Below are 24,196 nucleotides of genomic sequence, written 5' to 3'. Positions count from 1 at the left end.
GCACGTTCAGTGTCGGCAGCCTGTCTAAATTTGCTGGACATGTGTCTTGCTGTCAACAACACACAAACCAAGTGATCATCCACATAGCAGGAAAAAATATTCATTACTATATACTCATTTACAAGTCATAAAAATCCTTCTAATTGCGACATCATCTTCAAAAACAGTCATTTGAACCTATTCAATAATCCGACTCAAAACCTTAAAATATAAAATGTTGAGTTTCTACAGGAGATATCAAATAATAAATTACAAGTTTCTCCTCTCAACTTAGTGTCATTTTTACTACTTGAAGCCAATCAACCTCGGAAACGCACTGAGGTATTGACAGTACTTTCGCTTCATTCTACAGTAAAAAACATACAGTATTTTTCTTTTTGTGCAAAAAGAACGATATGAACTACAGCTTTTCAATGAAATTCACCATAAACCCGAGGAGGAAAACACGACATGTTTAAAAAGAAATTATCCCTGTTTCTTCTGATCTTGTGTGTAACTGTTGTCGCTGCCGCTTGTAGTGGTGGTAAAGACAAAACAGCTGCGAAAGAAAACGATACCAAAAAATCTCTTGATGCAGCAGAAGTAAAGGTAGAAAGTGCTGAGTACACATTACCACCTCAATACGATACATCTGTACAGGATGATCAGTATGTACTAAAAGTGAATGTATCTGTAAAAAATATCAGCAAAGAGCCTCTCAATGTTGATAAAAGCAACTTCACACTTTACCAAGATGACGCACAGGTATCTACGATCTCTCCAGATGACTACAACGAAGTATTATCTTCAAGCTCTTTAAATGCAGACAAAGTAACAAAAGGCGGTCTATTCTTTGTTGTTGACAAAGACAAAGACTATCAGCTTGTTTACACAGAGCCAGGCAGTGGATCGAAAAAAGATGACAAAACACTAGAATTCGATATTAAAGGAAAAGACTTAATGAAAAAAGCAGATACACTACAAGCATCTGCAAAAGCTCTTTCTTCTTATATTGATGTGATGATTTTTGGTAAGAAAAACGACGATTTCGAAAAACTAACAGGTGATAACAAATCAACTGTTGTGAATGAATTCGATAAATCATTCAAACAAGGTTATATCACTTCATCAGGTATTTCTTCTAGCTCAGCGAAGGACGAAAACCTTGATAAGCTTTTAAAAGCAGTAAAAGAAACATTAGCTGAAAAATCAAAAGTATCAACAAAAACAAAAGCGATCAGTGGTGATAAAGCTGTCGTGACTGTAACTCTTACACCAATCGATGCAAGTCCGCTTGTCGATCGTTTGAAAGAGAAAGCGACTGAGTTCTACAGCAAAAACCGTTCAGCATCTTATGATGATGCACAGAAATATCTACTTTCTATCTATCCAGATGAATTTAAAAAATTAGGACCATCATCTTCTGAAGAAACAGTAGAAGTGAACATGAAGAAAAACGATATCGACCAATGGAAACTTGATTTGAACGATTACAAAACAAGCTCATTAGTTGAAAAATTCATCAAGAACTAAAGAAAAACCCCCGATTCCGGGGGTTTCAGATTGTTGACAAAGGGCTAAAATGATCTTTATTTTAGCCCTTTGTCCTCTTTTCAGCGTGATAGAAAACCTTTGCAGTCTAGGAAGGGCGAGCACCGGAGCGGAGCGAATTTGACATTCGTGAGCACCGGAGCGCAGAACTGACAAAGAATGCGAGGGTTTGTCTACACGCTGAAACCCCCGATCCCGGGGGTTTTTTTAATATGATGAGCACAAGCGTATTGGTTGCGGCGTATATCAACATTTCTTATTTTAAGGGTGGGAGTCAATGCTAAAGTCTAATCAAAACATCACCTACACGGGTGATGAAATGTTAGAGGTATTAAAAGAAATGAATTTGATTCTTTTGTCTTTGCATAACATGGGTACTTATTATGGTGAAAAATTTCATCAGTATGGTGAGGAAGCATATAGAGGAGAATATGAAACAGAAACCACACGATTTATAGATGAGTGGGAGGTCACTCAAAGACTCGCTAAAGTACGAAAGATACTATCTTCGAAATTTGATAGTACTTTAGGAATTGACGATATGGATGACATTGAAAGAGCATTGGAAGACATCAAGTACTGGACAAAACCCAATGACAAGCCAAATCCATAGACATTTGATTCACTAGCAAACGAGTTCACAAGCAGGGGAATCTCTTTATAAGGAATTCCCCTTTTCAGCTTCATATTCTTTAATGATCTCAATTGGATCAACCGCATTTTCCTCTTGTGCGTATTCCTCTACATAAGGAGTCGTTAATTTTTTAAACCTTTGCTCCTCGTCTACTAAAGCAACATAGACATCATATCCTTCATAATCAGAAGGGAATAACGCTGCAGTAGAACAACCGGTTTCTAAAGCCTTGTCTATTGCATTTCTTAGTTCTAATAAGCCTTTCCTATTTCCCAAAATAAAGGCTTCAAAATGGTGTGTTTGCTGAGCATATATATTACATAGTCCTAACACATCATCGTCATCTGTTTGATAAGACATATCTCCACCTCCCCTCTTTAGTAAAAATAGGATGATTATGTCATTTCCTCTTCCATTATGCCATAACAATTCTTTCCCCAGCCTTTTTATATGAATCTCCGAATATAAAAAAACTTGTAGAAAAAATCTACAAGTTTTCCTTTCTTTATTTCGCAAGCATCCATTTTTCTTTCATAAACAAGCTTCTGACGATGACAAACAGGATAACGACTGCCAAGGCTGAGGAGCCGAGTGTCAGAGTGACAGCCACCGGATCGATGATACCAAACATCAGTTGCTTACACAGCGCATGAATATTAAGGAATGGGACCGCAAAGTAATACGTATCTAGCTGCGTAGCACCTGCTCTCATGGTAAAGAACATTGGGATCACACCTAGTGTAATGATCATGGACATGTACGACTGTGCTTCTTTGACTGAGCCCGAAATGACGCTGAGCAGCAATTCAATCATGGATACCATGAAGGAGAAGATAATAAGCGCCGCAAACATGACGCCGATAATGCTCCACATTTGATCACCAAAGTTCAGAGCCTGCTTCAGCTTTTCTGTAAAGAGCAAAGTAGATAGAAGCAGCATACCGATCGCCACAATCCCACTTAAAATACCAAACATAGAGACAGCGAGCCATTTCCCGATGAGAATCTGGAGTCTGCTGGCAGGTGTCAGGAACAACGCTTCAATGGATTTCCGGTCTTTTTCACCTGCTACAATATCAAGCGCAGCCGGCAAAGCTCCTGAGATGACGGAGGTCACCAAAATCATCGGAAGGAGAATCGACAACAGCATAGCGGTCACTCCGTTTTCCCCTTCATCCCCTTCTTCTACATCAACGGACTGCACCTCAAAAGGATGAATAACGGACGTATCGATTTGATCGGCTGCTAATCGCTTTTCGACCACTTGGTTTTGATATTGCTCCAGCAATGATTGCAGCATTTGAACAGTGATGACCGAATCATCATCTGTCGTATATCCATGGATTTTAATAGCGAATGGCTTTTGTTGTTTGAGCATATCGCCTGCCTCTTTCGGCATTTCCAGGTAAGCATTTGCCTCTCCATCCTTGACGGCTTGCTGCGGATCATCAAATGTTTCAAGGTTTAGGTTTTTGACCTCTTTGATCATTTGGTTCATTTCGGCTGGAAGCTGTTCATTGATGGCGACTGTATAGGCTTCATCCCCTGGATCTGCAATCATGCTTTCATAAAAGAACACCAGTCCAAGCATGGTCAAAAGAGGAATCAGCACGGTTAAGAGCAACGTTTTTCGATCTCTCAGCGCATCTGTCATTTCTTTCAAAAAGACGGTTTTCCACATTATGAAATCCCCCTAGCGAGCTTCGACATAAAGATATAGTTCAAGTCATCACTTTGTTCCTGAGTATATAATTCTGAAAGTGTCCCTTTGTACACAAGCTCTCCTTGATGAATCATCATGACACTGTCACAAAGCTGGCTGACTTCTTCCATGATGTGGCTTGAAAAGAGGATCGTTTTATTTTGCTGCTTGAGCTGATGGATAAAATCTCTGAAAATATTACTCGACGTGATATCTAAGCCTGTTGTCGGCTCATCAAATAAGATAATGTCAGGATCATGAATTAACGTTCTGGCAATCGCCACCTTTTGTTTCATCCCTCTTGAGAATCCTTTCACCTTGCGATCCATATATTGTCTCATTCCAAAACGCTTTGCCAAATCCTCTATTCTTGCTTTGATTTCATGCTGATCTAAGCCATACAATTTGCCAAAGTATTCAAGGTTTTCTCGTGCCGTCAAACGATCGTAAAGCCCCGTCTCACCGCCAAACAAGACACCAATTCGCTTTTTCACTTCCGTTGATTCTTTCACCGTATCAAAGCCTGCGACAGTGACTGACCCGTGCGTAGGCTCTAATAATGTGGCTACGGCGCGCAATAATGTCGTTTTTCCTGCACCATTTTCTCCTAGGATGCCAACGACTTCCCCTTCCTTCACGGAGAACGTCATGTGTTTCATCGCTTTCACGACTTTTTTCTTATCTTTAAACCAGCAGCTGCAATCGCTGAGAGTAATCATTTGGTTCGCCCCTTTCAACTTTACTTTCTAAGTCTATGATAGAAAAAATAATGCCTGCCTGATATAAAAATGTCGCGAAACGTCCTTTTTCTGTCTTGAAATGATCTATTTCAAAAAAACAAATGGTAAAATAGACAAATAATAAGAAGAGTCATAGGTGATTTTTATGATAAAAGTAGGTCTCGTCGATGATTACCGAGTAGATTTAGAAAAGCTGCACGCCATTGTGGGCAGAATGGAGGCTGTGGACATTGTCTTTGTCACGCAGTCAGCAGAGGATGCATATGAGAAGGTCAAACAAGGAGACATTGATCTGTTGTTCGCTGACATTGAAATGCCTGGAATGTCCGGCTATGAATTAGCGGACCTCATTCACTCTCACGCACTGAATGTCGATGTGGTCTTTGTGACAGGAAACAGTGGTTATGCAGTCCATGCGTTTGATTTGAATGTACATGATTATATTATGAAGCCCTACCAAGCTGATCGAATTGCCAAATGCTTAGAGCGCTATATGTCCACCAAGCAGGAGAAAAGCATTCATGGACGGCTTCTCATTAAGCAGCAGTCAGATATTCATGTGCTGCAGAAAAAGGATGTCATTTTTGTTGAGCGAACGGGCCGGTCAACAACTATCGTGACAACGACAGGAGAAATCCAGACATATCAAACTTTAAACGAGTTAAAGGGTGATTTGGCTGAAAAGGATTTTATCCGCTCCCATCGATCGTTTATCATCAATATTCATTACATTAAGAATTTCTCGGCGTATGCTAAAAATTCGTTTATCGTGTCTTTTGAAGGGACAGATAAAAAAGCCATGATGACCAAGCAGCAATTAGAATTCTTTAAGAAATACTATTTTTAAGGAGAACGAACGTGAACGCTTTCTATCTTGGATTTCGCATTTATGCCCTCATATGGCTAGGTCTTGCGTTTCATGCAGCTGCTGAAGCCTTTCTACCGCTATCATCAATTGTGTTGTGGATTCTTACCTTTTGCGTAATATGTGTTTATACGTTCTTCATGTACAAAAGATTTTTACCTCATACGAGTGGTTATGTGATATTAGGTGCTTTTATACTCATCACCTGTGCAGGCTTTTTGCTGTTTCTAACGCAAGAGAATGGGCTGAGCTGTCTTTTAGCAATCATCATGATGGTGACAGTCGATATCCTCTCATTGAAGGTGATGCAGACAGAGAAACAGTTAAATGGACGGCTTCAAGAGCTTATAAACGCAGAAGCTAGAACCAACGAATTACTTCTTGAGCTGCGCAGTAAACATCATGAAACAGCCAGACATTTAAATGCCTTTTCGGCGTCGAACGACGAGTATGAGATCAAAGATTTGATTCAGCAATACGTCAAACATTTCCCATGGATGAAAGGAGAAAATGCATATTTAGCCTCTACCCTTCACCTCTTTTTGGAGCGGGCTGAGAAAGAGAACATTGCACTTTCACTAGACCTTCAAGCTCCCTTTTCATCGCTTCCCTTTTCAAAGGCGGATCAGGTTAGTTTTACTGGCAACCTGCTTGATAATGCCCTAGATGCAGCGATTGAAGCAAAGAAAGCTGGAAAAGAGGGCAGCATTTCGGTCACAACCTCTATTCGGAGCGGGCTATTTTTAATCCATTGTGAAAACAGCACAAAAGGTATGGAAAAACATGTGTTAGATCATTTATTCAAAACTTTTGGCCGCTCGACAAAAGGCGGCGATCATCAAGGCATGGGGACGTATATCATTCATCAGCTTGTTGAAAAGGCAGACGGTACACTGGATTTCACTTACCGTTCTCCAAATTTACGGCTCGTCATCAAAATCCCTCTTACAATGTCATAAAAAAAAGGTGCATAGCTGCACCTTTTTTTCGTGTTAAGAAAAAATCTTGTCGATTTGATTAATTTCCTCTTCAGTTAGTTGAACATCGTTTGTTTTTAAATTTTGCAGCACTTGGTCTGCTCGTTTTGCCCCTGGAATAATAGCATCAATACCATCCTGAGCTAAGAGCCAAGCGAGTGCGACGTGTGCCGTTTCTGCATTCTTTGATTGGGCAATCGCCTGCAGCTTGTCTACTTTTTCGAGATTTGAAAGGAATGCATCACCTTGGAAAAGTGGGTCTTTTGCTCGAATATCATCAAATGTGGCATCCTTTGTAAATTTGCCAGTCAACAAGCCTGATGCCAATGGGAAATAAGGAATAAAGGAAATACCATGCTCGACGCAGTATGGAAGAAGATCCTGCTCCGCCTGACGTTTCAGCAGAGAATACTCCGACTGAAGCACGTCTAAGTAGCCATCTCGGTTAAAGGCTTGAAGCTGTTCAAAATCAAGGTTGGATGCACCGATCGCCTTGATTTTCCCTTCATCCTTCAATTCCTTTAATGTGCCTGCTACTTCCTCGAGCGGCGTTCGCCCATCCGGGAAATGCATATAGTACAAGTCAATATAATCTGTTTGCAGTCGTTTCAGGCTATTTTCGACCTGCTCTCTTAAGAAATCACGACTGTTATCAAGTTCAATTTGCCCGTTTACTTCCTTATGAGCTCCTTTTGTCGCAAGGACAAGCTTTTCTCTGCCGCCTCTTTTGGCAATGATCTCACCGATTAATTCCTCTGAACGGCCCAGCCCATAAATAAAAGCAGAATCTAAGAAATTGACACCTTGATCAAGAGCCGTCTCCACAAGCTCCCGTCCAGCATCCTCACTAAGATTCGGGAATAAATTATGTCCACCTACTGCATTCGTACCAAGCCCTATCGGATTCACCTGTAATTCAGTTCGTCCAAGCGTTACCTTTTTCAAAAGCTCATCTCCCTTATCTACGTAATCATCCTTATTTTCCCATGAATCAATTCCAACATTCAAGTATCCCGCTCTCTGAAAATCAACCTGCAGGTGGACGCCGAGAAAATAGTAGATGCGTATGATGAAGATAGACTAAAGCGAAAAGGAGATCTTGTTATGACCATTCAAATTGTCATCATTATCATTATTCTGCTTTTAAGAACAGGCAAGGAAAAAGAAATCCGCCCCTTCAGGCTTCTCATAGGGCCGCTCATTTTATTAGGCACTCTCTCTTATTCCTTTACCCAGCATATTGAAATCACGGCGATGAGCCTGCTTGTGATGACTGGCTTTGCATTCGCAGGTTTTGCAATCGGGCTTTGGAGAGGTAAACTATACAAAGTAACATATGATCAACAGTCGGGACGTATCACCGCCGCCAGCTCACTCTATGGAACACTTTTTTTCATCGGAATCATTCTTATCCGGATGACAGTAGGTTCAGTTGTACAGGATGGCGGTCATTCCCTGATCATTTTCGCAAATGGCCTGACATTCCTTCCAATTGGCAGTATGATCGGATTACGTTTTATTCTTTTAAAAAGATATATGAACATCAAGGCATCTGCTGCTATTTAACTGACAGACAGGAGTTTTTGATATGAACCTTCAGCAGCCACTCAAGCTTTTAGGTCAAATAAGGCGAAAATTCGTATTAGGCCTTGTATTGACCTATATGTATATTCAAATGTATGAGCCCCTTTCAATAGGCGAATTGGTGTTTCGCACCTTCGTCTATTTATTGTTTCTCCTTTGTCTTTTTCCAAAAAGCAAGCTGTCACCTAAAAAGCAAATTTCTATGCTCCTCTCGATGTGGATTCTGACACATCTCTTGTGGATGGTGACAGGTCAGATTCAAGACAGTATTGGGCTGACCTTTTTTATGATTGGCTTTATCGCTTTTCGTTTTTCAGAGGCGCATCATCCCTATCTATTTGCTATCATCTTTTTCACTAGTGGGGTCAGTTATTATGTAAATGATTTTTCTTGGAACATGGTGATCACTCTCCCGCTATTCCAGCTGCTTGTGTATACACTTGTCTTGATCTCTAGAATGCGCCGGCGTGAACAGGAATTAAAGGATGAACACTTCGGAGAACTGCAATTGGTTCACAAGGAATTATCAGATGCCCATGAACAATTAAAAAAGGCGCATATAGAGCTTGAAGAAGCGACCGTTCAGTCACTCCAATTTGCTGTGCTGGAGGAGCGGAGCAGAATTGCACGTGACCTGCATGACAGCATCGGTCACCAATTAACCTCAATGATTGTCCAGCTGCAGTCTTTGCCCTATCGTTTAAAACAGGAAGAACCAGAGCAGATGGCGCAGACGTTTCAGGAGCTGATCAATATTTCTAAAAATTGTCTCACCGAAGTTCGTTCTGTGGTTCATCATATGGCGTCAGATGATGCAGGTCTCGGACTTGCCGGACTTCGCAGTCTCATCAAGCAAGGAGAGATATCAGGAGAGCTAGATATTCAGTTTCATACAGAGCAGCTTACGTATAAAAAATGGCCGCTCTCCGTATCTGAACTGCTTTACCGCATTTTACAAGAAGCGATCACCAATACAATTCGCCATGCCAAGGCGACCGCGATGACCATTACACTCTATAACCACCAGCATGAGCTGATGATGAACATTGAAGACGATGGAAATTTGACCAGCGAAAAAGATATTTCATTTGGATTTGGACTGTCAGGCATGAAAGCACGGTGTGACGCAGCAGGCGGTTCCCTCAAGACGTCCATACGCGAGCCGCACGGCTTTTGTATCCATGTTCAAATTCCTATCAAGGAGGACTCTGAGACATGACAACCCCTATTAAGATTGGCATTATTGATGATCAGCCGCTGATCCGCCAAGGATTTCGTTATATTGCAAGCGCTCAAGAGGATATTGACGTCATATGGGAGGCGTCAGACGGTCAGGAGGCGGTTGAGCTTTGCTTGACCAACAAACCCGACGTACTGCTCATGGATGTACAAATGCCTGGAATGGATGGCATCACGGCAACAGAGCACATTTTAAAAAAGCACCCAGATGTAAAAGTTGTGATTCTCACGACCTTTGATACGGAAGAATACGTCTTTGACGGGATTCGTGCAGGGGCAGTCGGTTATTTGCTGAAGGATACAATGCCTGAGGAATTAATTCAGGCCATCCGCACCGCCTTTGCTGGTGAATCTGTCTTTCGAACGGCAGCCTCTGAGCACATGATGGCACGAGCTCTTCAGCAAGCAAATGATACACATCACACTCATCTGCTTCACGAATCATTTACAGAACGTGAACGCGATGTTTTACAGCAAATGGCCTATGGTTTAAAGAATGAAGACATCGCTGATCAATTATTTATCAGCAAAAGTACGGTAAAAACGCATGTGCACCGTATATTACAAAAGCTCAATGCACAAGACCGCACACAGGCTGTCGTCTTCGCCATCCGGCACCGCCTCGTCAAATAAAAAACTACCTTTATTTCAAGATTTTTATACAAAAAACATTTAAAACCCAAAATAAATCTATAAATCAATACTTATTAACCAGTATATTATGCTTATTTAATTCCTTATTTTATAGGTAAATGTGTTAAAAACTATTAAAAATAGGGACTAAAACCTATTCCTCATGATGAATGAATTTCGATAGAATGAATAGTGCAAATCGTCATTAGGATATTTTCCCCTTTAACACCCGAATATACCATTCTATCTGTTTCTTTTTTCATAGTCAGATAGCGGGAATGAAATGACGAAAGAAAAGCAAAGGAGCATCAACTGTGAATTTTAAAAAAATAAGTGCCCTCCTCATGATTTCATTCGTGATGATCATCTCTGCAGCCTGCCAGAGCTCAGCCAAATCAACAGACACTGACCAAAAGTCAACGAAAACAGCAGAGGTAAAAGTCAATAGCTACGAATATACGTTACCAGAAGACTCAACCACTACCCTGAGAGACAATGAATTGGTACTAAAAGTCAACCTAACGATCACAAACAAAGGTGACAAAGCCCTTTCATTATATAACTCTGACTTCTCCCTTTATCAGGACGATGCCAAAGTATCTGATTTAAAATTCTACGGCAGTAAAGACCGTCTTGACCTTGGTTCACTGAACAAAGGCAAGTCACTTTCAGGAGCTCTATATTTCCTAGTAGACAAAGGGAAAAAATATCAGTTCGTGTATCAGGACAGCATCAAGAAAAACAGTGATTCCATCCAAATCGATCTAGATGGAAACAAAATACTCGATTCAGCAAAAAAGCTGGATAACCCAGCAAAAGCGTTATCAGCATATACCGATATTATTGTTTTTGACAAAAAGAACGATGAATTCGCAGATTTAACGGGTGACAACCAATCGGATGTCGTCAATAAATACCATGAAATGTTTGTTAAAGACTTCAAAAGAAGTGCAGGAATATACGGTAATGAAGTGAGTGACCGTGATATTCTGTCGATGTACAAACGCATTCAAAACACTATGAAGGATAAAGCCAAAGTAGAAACAAGTGTAAAAACCATCTCTGATGACGAAGCAAAGGTTGTCGCTCAAGTAACAGGCATTGATGCTTCTAACTTAAAAGACAAACTAGACAAGAAAAGAGACGAGTTTTACAACGGAAAGATCCGTTCTAAAGAAGAATTGTATAAAAAAAGCTTAAACATGTACGCATCTGAATTCGAAAAGCTTCCTCCCGTCTCCAGCCCAGCTGAATATGAAGTGAAAATGAAACGTAATGGGGATGGTCAATGGAAAATCGACCTAAACGATTATAATACAGAGCAGTACATGAGTGGTTTTATTAAAACAAGATAATCTAAAAAAAAGACGCTGGCCTCTGAAGGTGCCGCGTCTTTTTTAGATTATACTGTCGCTTCTTGCTCTTCTTTCACCGCTTTTTCGATATCTTTAAAACGGCTCGATACAGTCGACGCACTAATGCCATACTTCTTCGCTACTTGTGCTTGAGAAAGCGGAGCATCGCTTGCAAGTGAATGAATATAGTATTCGATTCCTGCAGCAAATGACGCTGCTTTACGGATCACAGGTGATTTCTGATCACAGTAGGCTTTCCAAACCGTTAAAGCACCATCTGTCAGGCTTTGGTCACCGTGCTCCTTCATTCCGTCTTCAATCAGCTTAGCTGTTTCCAGTTGGACGTCACTTGCCCAGTTCATACGATCTGCTGATAGACCTGCATCGCCTTCTGTTTGAGCAGGTGTTTCTGATTCTTCTACTTCTTGCTTCGCAAACATACACTTCAGCACATCAGGGAATGATTCTCTCATAAATGTGCTGCGCGCTCCTCCATTTGCTTCATATGCGTCAACAAGCTGGCGGACCTGAAGAAGAAGAGTATCTGTGAACTCTTTCGCAAACATCGTATACTGAATGAAAAACTCTGCTTTTTCTTCAAATTGAACAGGAAAACCAAGCACGAGACTTCCCTTTTCAGGCAGTACCGTTTGATCCGGTTTTACATCTACTTCAACCTTCTCAGCTGTTACCATATCTTCAAAGTAAAGAGACTCGTCCGTTTTTTCATTTAATAAAAGCAAAGATGGTTCCATGTCTGTCCAAGATTGGACCACTTGTCTTGTTTTCGGACGGGTAATATCTTCTGCTTTCTTTGTCAGGAATTCTTGGAAAATGGTTTCTTTCTGATCAGTTAATGGACGGAAGAAGATGCCCCATACACTCAAATGAAAAACTGAGATTTGTTGCGTTTCTTTATCCATATCTGCAAGGAAAGAAAACTCATTAATGAATTGATTGATCGCTCTTTGATGTTTAGAAAAAGCATAATTCATTAAATCCTTTTGAACTTGTACAGCTTCCTTAAACACAAGCTCAGACGTTTGTTCTCCGCCTGATTTTTGACCACAGCAATGTTTATATTTTTTTCCGCTTCCGCATGGGCAGAGCGCATTTCGTTTAATTTTTCCCAAAATAAAACCTCCGACATTCTAGTCTAACCTCACTATTTTAACAAACGATTGCACAGGAGGGTTTTATTTTCAAGAAAAAAGAAAAATCAGAATGATCAGTTAAATGATAAAGACACCTGAAGATCAAGACAGATCATAGGAAAAGCAGACTTTCTCTGTTTATTTTCTCCAATCATACCAACAGATTTTCCTCAGCTCATTTCTTCGAATAACTGCTTTGCTTCAAAATAAAAGATTTGAACGAATTTTTTTGTATTGACTCTGCCCGTCGATCCTGCGGGAGAAGATGTCTTCTGCATTTCTTTCATTCTTTGGCTGACATCGGTAAAATCGAAAAACTTCGACGCGTAGTGCTCAAACTTAGGATTTGAGAAATCTGTTAATCCTAGTGAGGCAAAATGATTCAAGGAATGATGAATAGCTCGTCTAATCCGCTGCTCCGCCGCTTTCACTTCCCGCATCACCTCTACATCGGTTGCACCATGATCCAGCTTTCTTTCTGCGGTTTTGATAAACAGCTGCTTTAGCGGCGGGAAATTGACCTCATGAGAATTGGCTGACTGAGTTTCATGTAAATAGAGAAGTATCTCCAGTAAATCCTTAGAGCCGTTCTCACCGACAATTCCGAGCTCAGATAAGAGGAATTCCCCAGCCTCTTTCATCGTTCTTCTCTTCGCTCCAGCGCCGGCACCTTGAGAAAACACAGGCTCTAATGGCAGTACGTGGCGAAGGGAGGCTTGTATATCGTAAATCGATTTTTCCAGTTTGATACGCTCCATGACTTTTCGAATCACACTGACGATTTCAATTCGATTGACAGGCTTATGGATATAATATTCAATCCCTAGTTCATAGGCTTCTGCCATCATCTCTTTCGCCTCTACTTGGGAAATCATAATGACCTTGCCTTTGAATTCAGGGTGAATATGGCGGATGGTTTGAATGCCATCTCTAGCAGGCATTAAAAGATCAATCAAAAGGATGTCTACTTTCTTGAGGTTCAGTGAATGTGCCTCTAATCCAACTCCGTCACCCGCTTCATCTACGACCTCTCCCAAATCCTCATCCTCTATGATTTGACCTAAAATCGAGCGTATTGCACGATCATCATCTGCAATGAAGAATCGCATTCACTCACCCTCTCTGTATTAAATTTTGTATAGGAAGGACAAGCAGAAAAGCTGTCCCTTTTGTTTCTTTTGGTTCGATTTGAATATGACCGCCTAGCTCTTGAACCAGCTCTTTCACATAGGATAAGCCTATCCCAGTAGACGGTGTTCCAAATGCATCAAATTTGGAGGTATAGCCTGGATCAAACACAATCTCTCTCATTTTTTTAGGAATCCCCGGTCCATCATCTTCAATCCGAATCTCTATTTTATCATGACTTCCTTTCAATTCGAGTGAGATCATGCCGGTATCCTTTATAGCTTCCACTGCATTGGCCATTAAATTATTAATCAGCGATAAGAAAATAAACACATGATAATCATGTAGATGAATACCCCTTATATCAGAGGTAAAGGAGATGTTTTTCCCAAGAGATAGGGCATACTTCTCTTGAATACGGATCACAATTTGAACGAGCTCTTCCGCCTTCATGTAATCTTGCATATTTTCCTTCGAAATCAGCTTTGAAAGCCCAGCATAAATGCGCTGATTGTCCTTTTTCACTTCATGAATTTCTCCTGCGAGCTTTAACAGCTCCTGACTCACTTTTTTCCCTGCTTCGTGTTCATGCAGCAGACGATAAAGCCGGTATGATTCCTGCGTAATATGCTCTGTATGTTTTAATGTTTTCTTTAAGTGCACCGTTTCTTCATATAAATTCGAAATGACCATCATCATATGCTCATTTTGTTTCATGATCTGCTTCTCTCTTGATTGCGCCTCATACAGCTTCATCATATTAAAAAAACTGATCACCACAAAGCTGTGAGCAAACGCAATGAGGACCATATCGCTCAGCTTTGATAAAGTCATCGTTGTATCAAACACTAGAAATTGTACAAACAGCTCGACAAAATCAGCAACTAATTCGATCATCAGACCGATGATCCCAATGAAAATAGAGCGCTGTTTAAAGCGACCCGTACGGACGGCAAAAAACAGGAACGCATACGTGAAATAGAAAAAGAAGCTTGGGAATTGCTGATAAAATGATGAAGCCAGATCAGCATTCTGCTGAACCAAATCTAGGCCTACCCGAAAAAGCACAATGGCTGCGCCTGTTAAAAATCCTGGCAATAGCGGTCTAGATTTTCTTAAGAGTAATAAACAAAAGAAAAACGCAGGCGCACCAAAGCTGATGCGAAACGTCTCATTCACAGGATAAAACTTCAGCTCTCCTGCAAGCGGCACAATGACCATCATAAAAATTAAAATGAATGCGTCCTTTTTGACAAGCTGATTTAAACTCAAATGACTGACATCCCTTCCCCTGTTTGCATAGCCACAGTATACAAGGAGACTCTTTTCTCCACAATGTGCAAAAAAATAATTTTCACCGCTCTTTTTATCTCCAAAATCCTTTTTTATGACTATTCTCCGGGGCAGCAAGGTGACCTTTCAGCTATTCAGTGTTTTGATCATTGACGACAATAATAGGAATTGTTTAGACAAAAGTCGACAGACTGATTTTTATTTGTAAGTTTTTCTGTAGATTTACGTCAGATTGTGTAGTTTCCAAGATAAATTGAATGAATAATTTTAGTGAAACTAGATGTAAGCGTTTTCTTAATTTTCACTAAAAACCCTTTTTGTTTTTCCGCCGACAATGCCTTCATTTGTACATATATTTAGGTGTAAAGGAGTGGTGCAAGCAGCGCATGACAAGTTCTTTGAAGATGTGTAACATGTTTTCGTGCCTATTTGATCGCATTTTTTGTCATCCGCCAATTCAATAGGGTACTTTTTGATTTTTGATTGGAGGAATCGTATGAAAACAGCAATTTCTAATAATACACAACACGCATGCCAGTCTTCTGTTGATCAATGGGCAGAAGAAATACGTCCGTATTACAAGAACGGGCAGAATGCTGGCTACATTCCAGCACTCGGAAAAGTGAATTCCTCTCAACTTGGTATCAGCGTGATAGGCCCAGATGGATCATCTGTACGATATGGTGATTGGGACGTTCCCTTTACCCTGCAAAGTATCTCAAAAGTCATCAGCTTTATAGCTGCCTGTTTAGGAAGAGGCGTACCTTACGTCTTGGATCGGGTAGATGTAGAGCCAACTGGTGATGCATTTAATTCCATCTACCGTCTTGAGATGCATAAACCAGGGAAGCCCTTTAATCCAATGATTAATGCTGGAGCTATTACCGTATCCTCCATCCTTCCCGGAAAGACTTCTACAGAAAAGCTAGCATATATTTTCGATTTAATCGAAAACTTAATAGGTAAGCGTCCTTCTGTTAATGAAGAAGTTTATCAATCAGAATGGGCAACTGCACATCGAAATCGGGCACTTGCTTATTATTTAAAAGAAACCAATTATTTAGAATCGGATGTCGAGGACACGTTAGAAGTGTATTTAAAGCAATGTTCCATCGAGGTCACAACAGAGGACATCGCCTTGATTGGACTGATTATATCAAGTGATGGTTACCATCCCTTTAAACAAGTCCAAGTCATCCCAAAAGATATCGCCAGACTAACAAAGGCATTGATGCTGACATGCGGCATGTATAATGCGTCTGGGAATTTTGCAGCTTTCGTAGGCGTTCCAGCCAAAAGTGGTGTGTCTGGAGGAATTATGGCTTGCGTTCCGCCAAGCGCAAGAAGAGAGTTCCCGTTTCAGACAGGCTGTGGCATTGGCATTTACGGTCCTGCCATTGACGATTGTGGAAATAGTATTACCGGCGTCATGATGCTGAAAAAGCTCGCTAAAGAGTGGGATCTCAGTATTTTTTAAAAAGAACAGTGATGAATTCGAAGAGGTGATGTTATGAACGAAAAAGCTTTGCTATCTTATTTAACACATACAAATGATTTTATTTGGACTTATATTGTGATTGCTCTGTTACTTGGTGTTGGGGTGTACTTCACATATAGAACACGCTTCCTGCAAGTGAGAATGATTAAAGAAATGCTGCGTGTCCTGAAAGAAGGAAGAAAAGAAAAAGAGGGAATATCACCGTTCCAAGCATTCGCCATCAGTATGGCAGCACGCGTAGGGACAGGGAATATCACAGGGATTGCTATCGCTATTGCCATTGGTGGCCCTGGTGCCATCTTTTGGATGTGGATCGTAGCCATTATCGGATCCGCTTCAAGTTTCGTTGAAAGTACACTAGCTCAAGTATATAAAGTAAAAGACAAAACAGGCTTCCGCGGTGGACCCGCTTATTACATGGAAAAAGGGTTAAACAAGCGCTGGATGGGGATTTTATTTGCGATCCTGATCACGATTTCTTTTGGAATCGTCTTTAACGCGGTTCAATCCAATACGATCACTGTCGCTTTTAAAAATTCCTTTGGTTTAGACCGTTTAACCGTCGGTATTGTGATGGCAGTCATTTTTGCAGCGATCATTTTCAAAGGCATCCAAGCGATTGCAAAGGCTTCTGAATACATTGTGGTTGTGCTTGCAGTTGCTTACATCGGTATTGCGTTCTTTGTCATTGTCACAAATATCACGGAACTTCCTGGTGTCATCAGCACGATTGTGAAACACGCCTTCGGGTTTGAACAGTTCGCTGGCGGTACGCTAGGCGGTGCTTTATTACAAGGGATTAAACGCGGTCTCTTCTCAAATGAAGCTGGTATGGGTAGTGCACCTAACGCAGCAGCAACGGCTGTCACGAGCCACCCTGTTAAACAAGGATTAATCCAAGCATTCGGCGTGTTAACAGATACGTTAATTATTTGTACAAGCACAGCCTTCCTTGTTCTGTTTTCTGATGCGTATAAAACAACAAATTTGCAAGGAATTGAATTAACACAGGCTTCTCTCAGTCAGCACATTGGACCATGGGCATCTGGATTCCTTGCCATCATGATTTTCCTATTCGCGTTTAGTACATTGATTGGTAACTATTACTATGGGGAAACGAACATTGAATTCCTTGGAGCGAACAAAATTTGGCTTAACATCTATCGAATTGCCGTTATTGGAATGGTTCTGTTCGGTGCGGTTGCCACTGTTCCTCTTGTTTGGGGTCTAGCCGATCTCTTTATGGGACTCATGGTCATCGTCAACCTCATCGCTATTACCATGCTGTCTAAGGTCGCCTTCGCAGCACTGAAGGATTACACGAGACAGAAAAAAGAAGGCAAAGATCCTGTTTTCTATAAAAATGCCGTTCCAAACAATGAAAAAATTGAATGCTGGGACGACGAACCTGCTGCATTGAAAAAGAATCAAATTGGATAAATCAAAAAAAGCTCTGGTCCTCTGATCAGAGCTTTTTTCTTTATGTCAAGAATTCGAGTATGAGTTTGTTGACGACTTCTGGTTTTTCATGATTGATCCAATGAGAGGCATCATCGACAAAGATCAGCTGGCCATTTGGACAGATCTTAATCGTTTCCTTCGCCAGCTTTCTGCTTAAAAATTTGTCCTCCATCCCCCAGATCATGCGAACAGGAACGAGAATTCGTTTGGAAATTGGCTTTTCAAAGCCGCCTTTTTTAATGGCTCGGTACCAATTCAGCATTGAGGTCAAGGCGCCTGGCTGTGTCCAAGCGAGCTTGTAGCTTGAGACATCTTCCTTCGTGAACAAATGTGGTCTTGCCGTCAGCCCGATGGCTTCATCCAGCTTTTGAAAGTGATTTTCTTGAAGGGCTGCCTCTGGAGCATTCGGAAGCTGAAAAAAAGCGATATAAGAGCTTTTCTTCCACTGCGGAGGATAAAAAGGAAGAACCTTCATCATCACCCGCGGATGCGGCATATTCACAATGATTAATTTCTCGACATATTGAGAACGGGTTGAAGCCAAATGCCAAGCAACAGCTCCGCCCCAGTCATGTCCGCCGACAATCGCCTTTTGGTTCGGGCTCAGCGTCTTAATCAGTCCTACAATATCATCTCTCAATTTATCTAATACGTAGGATTCGACTCCTTCTGGCTTGTCACTTAGATGGTAGCCTCTTTGATCAGGAACGACAACACGATAGCCCGCCTCAGCCAAGGGGATGATTTGATTTTTCCAGCCGTACCAAAACTCAGGAAACCCGTGGAGCAGCACAAGCAGCGGGCCATTTTCCGGTCCAGCCATTGCTGTATGAAGTGTTATACCATTTGTTTGGATTGATTGAAACTCAATTTGTTCCATTCCTTTGCCACCCTTCTCCTTGTCCTTTTATTCTTCCAACATAGCATATTTTCCATTTTTCAGAAAATAAAAACACTCACAAAAAAACCTTCACACTGGTGAAGGTCTTAGTCTATTTCATATAATTCAGAACCCAGATTAACCCGTTTTTCCGGTCCTGTACTTGTCCGTGAAGTGCGCCAAAGAAGGTATCCTGTAATTCAACCAGTACATCTCCATCAGCTTCCAGTGCTTCATAGACAGCCTTTAGTTCTTCTTCATTGTCAAACTGCATGATCAATCTGAGATTCTCTGGCTTTGGCGTGCGTCCAAACGTATCTGAAAAATGAAGCAGCGATTCCCCAAGATGCAATTCAGCATGCAGGACACGGTCTTGATGTTCATTTAAGATTTGAATATCCCCACCAAAAATCCCTTGATAATATTGAAGAGATTCTTTCACATCTTCTACAACAATATAAGGACTAACACTAATCATATCCCTCATCCTCCTCTTGTTCCGTCCATTATCTCGTTTATAGCTTATCCCAAATCGTATGAAAAAAGGCACAAATCGTCAACGGATTTGCACCTTTTTCTCATGAAGATTTCGCTAATTCACTGTGTTTGTTTGAATACGCTGCGTACATGACGACACCGATTAACAGCCAAACCCCAAAGTAAAGCCATGTCCGGCCTGGTAAGTTGAGCATAAGGAACAAGCAGCAGCCCATTGATATAATCGGCAAAACCGGCACAAAAGGAACCCTGAAGCCCCTCTCAAGCTGCTGATGTGTCTTTCTCAAAATAAGCACAGATAAACTGACCATGGCAAACGTTAATAACGCACCGATATTCGCTAAGTTGGACAGATCCTTCAAATCAATAAAGCCTGAAATAACAGCTGTCATTCCGCCAATCATCCATATGCTAGCAACAGGCGTATCGCTTTTGTTTGTTTTTGAAAACACTTTAGGCAAAAGTCCGTCTCGGCCCATCGCATAGGCAATTCGAGTTGCCGCATAATTATTGGCGAAAATCACAGCCATCAATCCAATGACCGCACCAACAGAAATAATACCAGCCACGCTATTTTGATGTACACTTTGCAGGACATAGGACATAGCTTCTGTAACGTTCAGCTTTGTATAATGCACCATGCCTGTCATGACCAAACAAACGACAATGTAAATGACCGTACAAATAAGTAATGAACCTATGATCCCAATTGGCAGGTTCCGCTGCGGATTTTTCACCTCTTCTGCTGATGCAGATATCGCATCAAATCCTAAAAAGGCAAAAAATACAGCAGCAGCACCGGCAATGACACCTTCTGCGCCAAACGGCATAAATGGCTGCCAATTGGCTGGCTGTACATAAAAGCCGCCTACTACAATGAAAAGAACAATAATACCGAGTTTCACAAACACCATGATATTATTAAATTTTTTACTTTCCTTCGTTCCTCTAGATAAGATCCACGCAATCAGTAAAGCAATGATAATCGCCGGCAGATTCATATATCCGCCTTGCTCCGGCCCCGCTAAGAATTGATGCGGAATCGAAATTCCAAATCCCTCAAGCAGGCTGTTGAAATAACTCGACCAGCCGCTGGCGACAGCTGAAGCTGTCAGCATATAAACAGATAATAAGGTCCAGCCCATCAAATGGCCTACAAGCTCGCCCATGGTTGTATATGAATAAATGTATGCACTGCCGAATACAGGGAGCGCTGACGCCATTTCTGCATAGCAAAGTGCTGCCAAACTGCACACAATGGCTGCAATTGCAAATGAGAAAATGACAGCCGGTCCAGCATCCTTAGCTGCTGTAATTCCAGTTAATACCATAACCCCTGTACCAATCACCGCCCCTATACCAAGAAGCGTGAGATCAAGCCCGCCCAGCGTTTTCTTTACCTTTTGCTGTCTGCTCTGTTCCAACAAATCGTGAATGTGTTTCTTACGAAGAATATGTCGCAAACCCTTTCCCTCCAAAACGTTAGAAAAACAAAAAATCATTCAAATTTCATTATAGCAGAATAGGTACTAAGCATTCACAACCAATTCACGTAAATCTTTCTTCATGATTTTACCAAGCTTGTTTTTTGGCAGTTCACTGATGAAATGAATGGATGGCACTTTGTAATCGGCCAAACGTTCCTGACAATAGTTCACCACATCTTCTTCGCAGAAATCGGCGGATTCGTCTTTTATGATATATGCACTTGGTACTTCACCATATAATTCGTCCGGCACCCCGATGACAGCTGATTCAATCACACCCGGAATTTGTTCAATGACTTCTTCTACTTGATCTGGGTAGATATTATCTCCGCCGTATAAAATCACATCTTTGTATCTGCCTGTGATAAATAGAAAACCGTCTTCGTCTAGATAGCCTGCATCTCCCATATGGAACCATCCATCTTTGAGTACCTTCGCAGTTGCGTCAGGCTGATGATAATAGCCTAAGAAATAAAACGGACTTCTCATGACGACTTCGCCAATTTCTCCAGCTGGCAGTGTTTCCTCTGTCTCAGGATGAACGATTTTCACTTCTACATCTGGATCCACTTTACCAGCAGAGCCCATTTTATCCTCGCCCATCGCAGGATGCCACGCACTGACAACCCATGCTTCCGTGCTTCCGTAGCCATGCATCATCTGAATGCCTGCTTCTTTGTAGTCCTTAATCAAACGGACCGGCACCTTCGTACCGCCAGAAATCGCAATTTCAAAGGATGAAAGATCATACGAACCACGCTTCATTTCTTCCAACATGTACGTATAAGCTGAAGGGAAAGCCATCATGAACGTAATTCTTTCTTTTTCAATTGTTTCTAAAATGCGCTTCGGTGTTGCCTCATGTAAGAAAACAAGCGTATACCCTTCAATCGCAGCGGCGATCAGGTGATTAATTGAACTCATATGATACAGAGGGTGACTCGCTAAGTACCGCTTTCCTTTCAAGTCAAATCCTCGATTCCCACGTCTTGTTAAAAATTGATAGATTCGTCCATGTCCAACCATACAGCCTTTTGGATTACCCGTTGTCCCAGAGGTAAATAAGATCATCGCTAGATCCTCCTCTGATACCTCTTCTGCAAGATCACTGCCATCATTTGAAGCCAATATATCTTCAAACAGCTGCGTTGTTTTCGCATTCACACCAGATTCTACCATGAGGCAGTTGTCTAAAGACACATCCGCCGCAGCAATAATGTCACGGAATTCTCGGTCAAAGAATAAAGCCTTTGGCTCTGCTTTTTTCAAAATCCCTTCCAGCTCAAAAGAAGTAAGCTGCCAGCTAAGCGGAACTGCGACTGCACCTGCTTTAATGGCTGCCAGCATAATCGTTGAAAAGTGATGATGGTTTTGACAAATAAAGCAAACGCGATCGCCTTTTCGAATTCCTTTTTGATGTAAGTAATGAGCGAGCTGGTCGATGCGTTTTGCATATTCTTCAAATGTATAAGACACACCTCCGCCAGTTACCGCCTCAATTTGTGAAGAGCGTTCCATTCTGTCGTTTAGTAATGCCTGTAAAGTATTCAATATCTTCATCTCCAAACGTTTGATTTCCAATAGCCAATTTCCAGCGAATTGGGTTGGCAGATTTTATCTCATTCACATTCTAAAATAAAAACAGCTGAAAGTAAAATCATTTCATTTTGGAATTGTTCTTTTTATTAATTGATAATATAGGTAATTTTATAGCCGTCTTCCATTTTGGTTTAAATTATGATGATTATTATGATAAGATAGACCTAGTAATTGATCGGAAAATGCGAATGCAATAGGAAAAGAGGTATGGAGAATGCAACATTTCGAGCTAGAGGCAAGTTTGTTAGACCATGCACTGACAAAGTATTTAAAGGCGACGAAACAATTAGATGAAGAAAATATTCCGAAAAACGTTACGAATGTTAAAGGATTTATTTTACGTATCATCTACCGCCATCAATCATGTACTGTGAAAAATATTCTTCAGGAAGTTTCATTATCTCCCTCTGCAACAACAACCGCTCTCAATCACTTAGAAGACGAAGGGCTGATTATCCGCTCTCGAAATAATAATGACCGCCGGACTGTGTGGATTGAACTCTCTGAATTGGGTGAACAAATTGCTAAACAAATGATCGACAATCGCCAGCTGCTTGTGAATCAATTGTTCAACCACCTTTCAGAGGAAGATAAAAAAACATTTTTTGAATTAATCGAAAAAATGATGGATGAGCACACATTAAAGGCTTAGGAATACTCCTAAGCCTTCTTTTTATGGCTTTAAGACGACCTTTATACAATCATCCTGTTTGTCATTGAAGATGTGGTACGCATGAGCAGCTTCATCTAATGGCAATTTGTGTGTGATTATGGCTCTTGGATCGATTTCACCGCTTGTCACTTTTTGATAGAGTTTTGACATGTATCCTCGAGCAGGGGCTTGGCCCATTTTCAAGGTGACGTTTCTTGCGAAAAAAGCACCTAATGGGAACATATTGTACAGGCCGCCGTACACACCCGTCATCTGCACTGTTCCGCACTTGCGAACGGCTTTTGTGGCAATTTGAATGGGTCCGATCGTTCCGCCTTGCAGCTTGAGCTTTTGCTCAATTTTTTCAAGCGGCGACTTCTTCCCGTCCATTCCCACACAATCAATCACAACATCGGCCCCGCCCTTTGTGAGCTCCTTTAACGTTTCTCCCATGTCGGGATCTTCTGTAAAGTCAAAAACCTCCACGCCGCTCATCCGTTTTGCATGCCGCAGGCGGTAATCGATGTAATCGACCGCTATCACACGTTCCGCCCCTTTTTGCCAAGCAAATTGCTGTGCCATTAACCCAACAGGTCCGCAGCCTAGCACGATGACCGTATCGCCTTTTTTCACACCTGCGTGCTCTACGCTCCAATAGGCGGTTGGCAGGACATCTGATAAGAACAGCAATTGTTCATCCTCCAGCTCACAATCCTCTGGAATCTTAAACGGGGTGTAATTTCCAAAAGGTACGCGTAAATACTCTGCCTGTCCTCCGGGATAATTCCCATATTTCTCACTATAGCCAAAAAGTCCACCCGAGTCGTAGTGCGGGTTTGAGTTGTCGCATTGGCTTTCTAAGTGATGATCGCAATATTGGCATTTACCACATGCAACGGTAAATGGAATGACGACACGGTCTCCCTTTTTTACGGCTGTGACATCCGGGCCAACTTCCTCCACAATCCCCATTGGTTCATGCCCAATCACATAGCCGATTGGAAGCGGGAAATTCCCCTGATACAAATGTAAATCTGATCCACAAATTGATGTCGATGTAATCCGTATAATCACATCTTCTCGATCTTGAATCGACGGTGCATCTACTTTTTTCACTGCAATGCTATTTTTCCCTTGATAAGTAACGGCTCTCACATGCATTTCCTCCTTTAGCTCAAGTCATCTTTACATAGCTTCACCTTGAATGAATGCTTCATTCATCAAATGAGAAATTTATGTGGAGGAGGCAAAAAACAAAAAAAGCCTGTCGATTGTTTCGACAGACTC

The 24,196-nt window shown here is 41.4% G+C and carries 23 protein-coding genes; 11 read left to right on the top strand and 12 right to left on the bottom strand.

Going from position 1 to position 24,196, the window contains the following annotated elements; translation table 11 throughout:
• The first annotated feature begins 450 nt into the window (after positions 1-450).
• Positions 451-1,512: a DUF4352 domain-containing protein gene (locus NST59_RS01580; protein WP_039176247.1), complete on the top strand. Its 1,062-nt coding sequence runs from the start codon at positions 451-453 to the stop codon at positions 1,510-1,512.
• 295 nt (positions 1,513-1,807) lie between these two features.
• Positions 1,808-2,143 carry a hypothetical protein gene (locus NST59_RS01575; protein WP_144490690.1) on the top strand — a complete coding sequence of 112 codons (336 nt, stop codon included), beginning with the start codon at positions 1,808-1,810 and terminating at the stop codon, positions 2,141-2,143.
• A 45-nt stretch (positions 2,144-2,188) separates the two neighbouring features.
• Here NST59_RS01575 and NST59_RS01570 read toward each other — a convergent pair whose 3' ends face one another.
• The 3 genes from NST59_RS01570 to NST59_RS01560 all read right to left on the bottom strand — a co-directional run bounded on the left by NST59_RS01570 (position 2,189) and on the right by NST59_RS01560 (position 4,585).
• Entirely contained in the window at positions 2,189-2,524 is a 336-nt protein-coding gene (locus NST59_RS01570; RefSeq protein WP_144490689.1) for a hypothetical protein, read from the bottom strand.
• 145 nt (positions 2,525-2,669) lie between these two features.
• Positions 2,670-3,845 (bottom strand): ABC transporter permease, encoded by a 1,176-nt coding sequence (locus tag NST59_RS01565; protein ID WP_039176241.1) that lies wholly within the window; start codon positions 3,843-3,845, stop codon positions 2,670-2,672.
• Positions 3,845-4,585 (bottom strand): ATP-binding cassette domain-containing protein, encoded by a 741-nt coding sequence (locus NST59_RS01560; RefSeq protein WP_039176238.1) that lies wholly within the window; start codon positions 4,583-4,585, stop codon positions 3,845-3,847. The genes NST59_RS01565 and NST59_RS01560 overlap by 1 nt, the downstream gene beginning before the upstream one ends.
• A gap of 166 nt (positions 4,586-4,751) precedes the next feature.
• On the opposite strand from NST59_RS01560, the gene NST59_RS01555 reads away from it, so the two are divergent.
• Both NST59_RS01555 and NST59_RS01550 read left to right on the top strand, forming a co-directional pair.
• The gene (locus tag NST59_RS01555; RefSeq protein ID WP_039176235.1) at positions 4,752-5,453 is read left to right on the top strand and encodes a LytR/AlgR family response regulator transcription factor; all 702 of its coding nucleotides are present in this window, start codon (positions 4,752-4,754) and stop codon (positions 5,451-5,453) included.
• Positions 5,454-5,464: 11 nt separating this feature from the next.
• Positions 5,465-6,430 (top strand): sensor histidine kinase, encoded by a 966-nt coding sequence (locus NST59_RS01550; protein ID WP_144490688.1) that lies wholly within the window; start codon positions 5,465-5,467, stop codon positions 6,428-6,430.
• A gap of 33 nt (positions 6,431-6,463) precedes the next feature.
• Here NST59_RS01550 and NST59_RS01545 read toward each other — a convergent pair whose 3' ends face one another.
• The gene (locus NST59_RS01545; protein ID WP_039182964.1) at positions 6,464-7,393 is read right to left on the bottom strand and encodes an aldo/keto reductase; all 930 of its coding nucleotides are present in this window, start codon (positions 7,391-7,393) and stop codon (positions 6,464-6,466) included.
• A 159-nt stretch (positions 7,394-7,552) separates the two neighbouring features.
• Between NST59_RS01545 and NST59_RS01540 the strand changes: the two genes are divergently transcribed.
• From NST59_RS01540 to NST59_RS01525, 4 genes are all read left to right on the top strand, one after another.
• Positions 7,553-8,014: a DUF1453 domain-containing protein gene (locus NST59_RS01540; protein WP_228280332.1), complete on the top strand. Its 462-nt coding sequence runs from the start codon at positions 7,553-7,555 to the stop codon at positions 8,012-8,014.
• A gap of 22 nt (positions 8,015-8,036) precedes the next feature.
• Positions 8,037-9,251, top strand: coding sequence for a sensor histidine kinase (locus NST59_RS01535; RefSeq protein ID WP_144490687.1), 1,215 nt, complete (start codon positions 8,037-8,039; stop codon positions 9,249-9,251).
• Positions 9,248-9,904, top strand: coding sequence for a response regulator (locus NST59_RS01530; RefSeq protein WP_058837260.1), 657 nt, complete (start codon positions 9,248-9,250; stop codon positions 9,902-9,904). Before NST59_RS01535 ends, NST59_RS01530 begins: the two co-directional genes overlap by 4 nt.
• A gap of 314 nt (positions 9,905-10,218) precedes the next feature.
• Positions 10,219-11,259 carry a DUF4352 domain-containing protein gene (locus NST59_RS01525; RefSeq protein ID WP_058837259.1) on the top strand — a complete coding sequence of 347 codons (1,041 nt, stop codon included), beginning with the start codon at positions 10,219-10,221 and terminating at the stop codon, positions 11,257-11,259.
• Between the two features lie 47 nt (positions 11,260-11,306).
• Here the strand turns inward: NST59_RS01525 and NST59_RS01520 are convergent, their stop codons facing one another.
• The 3 genes from NST59_RS01520 to NST59_RS01510 all read right to left on the bottom strand — a co-directional run bounded on the left by NST59_RS01520 (position 11,307) and on the right by NST59_RS01510 (position 14,813).
• A complete protein-coding gene (locus tag NST59_RS01520) occupies positions 11,307-12,392 on the bottom strand; it encodes an SEC-C metal-binding domain-containing protein (protein ID WP_144490686.1) in 1,086 nt (361 codons plus the stop codon).
• A 191-nt stretch (positions 12,393-12,583) separates the two neighbouring features.
• Positions 12,584-13,522 carry a response regulator gene (locus NST59_RS01515; protein WP_039176221.1) on the bottom strand — a complete coding sequence of 313 codons (939 nt, stop codon included), beginning with the start codon at positions 13,520-13,522 and terminating at the stop codon, positions 12,584-12,586.
• A gap of 4 nt (positions 13,523-13,526) precedes the next feature.
• A complete protein-coding gene (locus NST59_RS01510; protein WP_126682150.1) occupies positions 13,527-14,813 on the bottom strand; it encodes an ATP-binding protein in 1,287 nt (428 codons plus the stop codon).
• A 517-nt stretch (positions 14,814-15,330) separates the two neighbouring features.
• Here NST59_RS01510 and NST59_RS01505 point away from each other — a divergent pair.
• Together NST59_RS01505 and NST59_RS01500 are read left to right on the top strand one after the other, a co-directional pair.
• Entirely contained in the window at positions 15,331-16,311 is a 981-nt protein-coding gene (locus NST59_RS01505; protein ID WP_008342152.1) for a glutaminase, read from the top strand.
• 33 nt (positions 16,312-16,344) lie between these two features.
• Complete coding sequence (locus NST59_RS01500; protein WP_024427211.1) at positions 16,345-17,772, top strand: alanine/glycine:cation symporter family protein; 1,428 nt, start codon at positions 16,345-16,347, stop codon at positions 17,770-17,772.
• Positions 17,773-17,812: 40 nt separating this feature from the next.
• Here NST59_RS01500 and NST59_RS01495 read toward each other — a convergent pair whose 3' ends face one another.
• The 4 genes from NST59_RS01495 to NST59_RS01480 form a co-directional block, all read right to left on the bottom strand.
• Entirely contained in the window at positions 17,813-18,673 is an 861-nt protein-coding gene (locus tag NST59_RS01495; RefSeq protein ID WP_341039754.1) for an alpha/beta fold hydrolase, read from the bottom strand.
• A gap of 112 nt (positions 18,674-18,785) precedes the next feature.
• Complete coding sequence (locus NST59_RS01490) at positions 18,786-19,151, bottom strand: VOC family protein (RefSeq protein WP_025092526.1); 366 nt, start codon at positions 19,149-19,151, stop codon at positions 18,786-18,788.
• 100 nt (positions 19,152-19,251) lie between these two features.
• Positions 19,252-20,634, bottom strand: a complete 1,383-nt coding sequence (locus NST59_RS01485) for an amino acid permease (RefSeq protein ID WP_039176209.1) — start codon at positions 20,632-20,634, stop codon at positions 19,252-19,254.
• A gap of 66 nt (positions 20,635-20,700) precedes the next feature.
• A complete protein-coding gene (locus tag NST59_RS01480; RefSeq protein WP_341039752.1) occupies positions 20,701-22,209 on the bottom strand; it encodes a class I adenylate-forming enzyme family protein in 1,509 nt (502 codons plus the stop codon).
• A 262-nt stretch (positions 22,210-22,471) separates the two neighbouring features.
• Here NST59_RS01480 and NST59_RS01475 point away from each other — a divergent pair, with 262 nt between their 5' ends.
• The gene (locus NST59_RS01475; protein ID WP_039176203.1) at positions 22,472-22,909 is read left to right on the top strand and encodes a MarR family winged helix-turn-helix transcriptional regulator; all 438 of its coding nucleotides are present in this window, start codon (positions 22,472-22,474) and stop codon (positions 22,907-22,909) included.
• Positions 22,910-22,930: 21 nt separating this feature from the next.
• Here the strand turns inward: NST59_RS01475 and NST59_RS01470 are convergent, their stop codons facing one another.
• On the bottom strand, positions 22,931-24,064 hold the full coding sequence (locus NST59_RS01470; RefSeq protein ID WP_047203435.1) for a zinc-dependent alcohol dehydrogenase: 1,134 nt from the start codon (positions 24,062-24,064) through the stop codon (positions 22,931-22,933).
• Positions 24,065-24,196 lie beyond the last annotated feature (132 nt).

Source organism: Bacillus sp. FSL R5-0439, from assembly GCF_038008805.1.
GTDB classification, from domain to species: domain Bacteria; phylum Bacillota; class Bacilli; order Bacillales; family Bacillaceae; genus Bacillus; species Bacillus safensis.
This window is presented reverse-complemented; position numbering and strand designations above follow the sequence as displayed.

Excerpts from the sequence above, each read along its gene's own strand:
- NST59_RS01580 (WP_039176247.1), top strand. The coding sequence starts at position 451 with ATGTTTAAAAAGAAATTATCCCTGTTTCTTCTGATCTTGTGTGTAACT.
- NST59_RS01575 (WP_144490690.1), top strand. The coding sequence starts at position 1,808 with ATGCTAAAGTCTAATCAAAACATCACCTACACGGGTGATGAAATGTTA.
- NST59_RS01570 (WP_144490689.1), bottom strand. The coding sequence starts at position 2,524 with ATGTCTTATCAAACAGATGACGATGATGTGTTAGGACTATGTAATATA.
- NST59_RS01565 (WP_039176241.1), bottom strand. The coding sequence starts at position 3,845 with ATGTGGAAAACCGTCTTTTTGAAAGAAATGACAGATGCGCTGAGAGAT.
- NST59_RS01560 (WP_039176238.1), bottom strand. The coding sequence starts at position 4,585 with ATGATTACTCTCAGCGATTGCAGCTGCTGGTTTAAAGATAAGAAAAAA.
- NST59_RS01555 (WP_039176235.1), top strand. The coding sequence starts at position 4,752 with ATGATAAAAGTAGGTCTCGTCGATGATTACCGAGTAGATTTAGAAAAG.
- NST59_RS01540 (WP_228280332.1), top strand. The coding sequence starts at position 7,553 with ATGACCATTCAAATTGTCATCATTATCATTATTCTGCTTTTAAGAACA.
- NST59_RS01535 (WP_144490687.1), top strand. The coding sequence starts at position 8,037 with ATGAACCTTCAGCAGCCACTCAAGCTTTTAGGTCAAATAAGGCGAAAA.
- NST59_RS01530 (WP_058837260.1), top strand. The coding sequence starts at position 9,248 with ATGACAACCCCTATTAAGATTGGCATTATTGATGATCAGCCGCTGATC.
- NST59_RS01515 (WP_039176221.1), bottom strand. The coding sequence starts at position 13,522 with ATGCGATTCTTCATTGCAGATGATGATCGTGCAATACGCTCGATTTTA.
- NST59_RS01505 (WP_008342152.1), top strand. The coding sequence starts at position 15,331 with ATGAAAACAGCAATTTCTAATAATACACAACACGCATGCCAGTCTTCT.
- NST59_RS01500 (WP_024427211.1), top strand. The coding sequence starts at position 16,345 with ATGAACGAAAAAGCTTTGCTATCTTATTTAACACATACAAATGATTTT.
- NST59_RS01495 (WP_341039754.1), bottom strand. The coding sequence starts at position 18,673 with ATGGAACAAATTGAGTTTCAATCAATCCAAACAAATGGTATAACACTT.
- NST59_RS01490 (WP_025092526.1), bottom strand. The coding sequence starts at position 19,151 with ATGATTAGTGTTAGTCCTTATATTGTTGTAGAAGATGTGAAAGAATCT.
- NST59_RS01475 (WP_039176203.1), top strand. The coding sequence starts at position 22,472 with ATGCAACATTTCGAGCTAGAGGCAAGTTTGTTAGACCATGCACTGACA.